Here is a 1,956-nt window from a genome sequence, read left to right as displayed (position 1 = left end):
GATCATTGTCCAGGGCGGTGACCAGGCGTCGGCAATGCGCCAGGAGACCTGGATCGAACAGCAGTTGGTTACCGAGCAGGGCGATCCCCACGCCCCCATCCATGCTCTTGATGCTGAGGTAGTCAATAATCCCTTCGCAGACAAAGACCTCGAAGGATGCGGACAACTGCGTCCAGTCCCGGCTGTAGACATGTTTGGTGCCCAGCACGAATTTGCCTGGACCGGCAATCTCGTGGTTGTCCAGGCAGCGCAACACACCAGCCTCATCGCGGACCGCAAAACAGCAGTATGACCTCTCCTGGTACCGGTTATGGACAACCTCGCCCTCCTCGATCAACTGCTCGACCAATTCCGCGCCAATACCCCGTCCCAGCAGATAGTCCCGGCAGACCCCCGGGTCCTGCAGGTGGAATCGCTGGTAGAGTTCGGTGATGTCATACCGCTTCGCTCTTTCGCCAGAGGCCGGCGGTAATGGCAGAGAACCTGTCACCGTCCCGCCGACCAGTTCCCGGACCCGTCGGATGGCCTGGCCAACGTCGTTCAATCCTTCCAGGGCCCCCACCAGGTCGATAATGCTGCCGCCCAGACCGCTCGAAAAATCCTTGAACAGCCATCTCCCGTCTTGTTCCCGCACGGTCAGGCTCGGCTGCCGGTCTGCCGTAAAGGGGCTGCGCGTCACGTAGCCGGAACCAGCCCGTTGGAATTCCAGGCCGTAATGCGTTTGCAGAAACTCCACCAGGTGCACCTGTTTCAATGCATCAACAGCGATGCTCATCCCTCACCTCCTCCAGCAGTTTGCCATTGAGATAGACCGCAATACCTGCTGCTGAGCTTACCACACTGACGCTGTTGTCCTGAATCTTAAAAATGCAGTATCCCTTGGAAAAATCAATCTCCTTGCCCGTCAGCTCCGCCTCGATCCGGCTGCGCTCCGCCATGACCCCATAAAACCTGTCCGCCGGCCGAAAACCGTCGATGCCTTGATGCGGCCGGTCATAATTGTAGCTGCGGATATACGTGGCCAGCCCAGCCACCGCTTCCGCCAGACCGGCAAATCGGGTCCGCCCCAGCCACTCCCGTTTCAGGGTCTGGATCAAACGCTCCACTTTCCCCTGGCTTTGCGGACTGTGCCGATTACCCACCAGATGTTCGATCCCCTGGTCGTCGAGATACTGTTGGAACATGGTCTGTCGGGCACTCCAGCTGTAAAAGCCGCTCCCCTGATCGGTCAGCAACTTGTGCGGCTTGCCGTGCCGGCTGCAGGTCTCATGCAGCACCCCCAGCAGCGTCTCCCCCTTCTGGTCGCCGCAAAGCTCCGCACCAACACAGAAACGGCTGTAATCATCGACGATCACCACCAGATACTGCACCGGCAGGCCACGCAAATACACGTAGCTGACATCCATCTGGTACATCTCACCGGCATGGCCCGCCTCGAAACGACGGCTCCCTTTGCCGTTCTCAACGGGGCGGTCGAAACTCGAATCATGTCCCGTCAGCAGACCATGGTTCTTCAAAACCTGCCGGATCTGCTTGCGGCTCACCACCACCAGGTGATCCGACTTCAGACGATCTTCGATCCGCTTGAAACCAACACCGCCATCGTCTCTCCGATACCCGATGATCAGCTCCTGGATCTCAACCGGCAAGGGCGACAGATCATAGGGATCCGGTTCATCTACCGCGGCGGCACCAACAGCAACGCCACCATCCGCATTCCCCTCGGATGCAACCGGTGGCACATCCTCAGCGCCATCAGCACCAAGACCAGCCGTACGTTGCCGTCGGCTCAGCTCGTAGAGCCGCCGAACCGGAATGCCACATTGCTTCGCACCCTCACGATAACTGAGCCCCTGTTCCTTGATCTTCTCTGCCAACTCCGCTACCTGATCCCAATCGATTGGTTGTCTCATGCCTCGATCCTCCATGTTGAATGGGGGAGGCTGTGGGGGGATT

At 58.9% G+C, this 1,956-nt stretch carries 2 protein-coding genes; both read right to left on the bottom strand.

The genetic code is table 11. The features are described from left to right. On the bottom strand, window positions 1–775 hold a 775-nt coding region (locus JWG43_RS17405; RefSeq protein WP_205244217.1), incomplete at its 3' end, for a CHC2 zinc finger domain-containing protein. Then, on the bottom strand, window positions 759–1,956 hold a 1,198-nt coding region (locus JWG43_RS17400; RefSeq protein WP_205244216.1), incomplete at its 5' end, for an integrase core domain-containing protein. The genes JWG43_RS17405 and JWG43_RS17400, both read right to left, overlap by 17 nt.

Source organism: Desulfobulbus alkaliphilus (assembly GCF_016918545.1).
GTDB classification, from domain to species: domain Bacteria; phylum Desulfobacterota; class Desulfobulbia; order Desulfobulbales; family Desulfobulbaceae; genus Desulfobulbus; species Desulfobulbus alkaliphilus.
The sequence above is the reverse complement of the archived record's forward strand: the minus strand, read 5'-3'. Positions and strand labels throughout refer to the sequence as shown.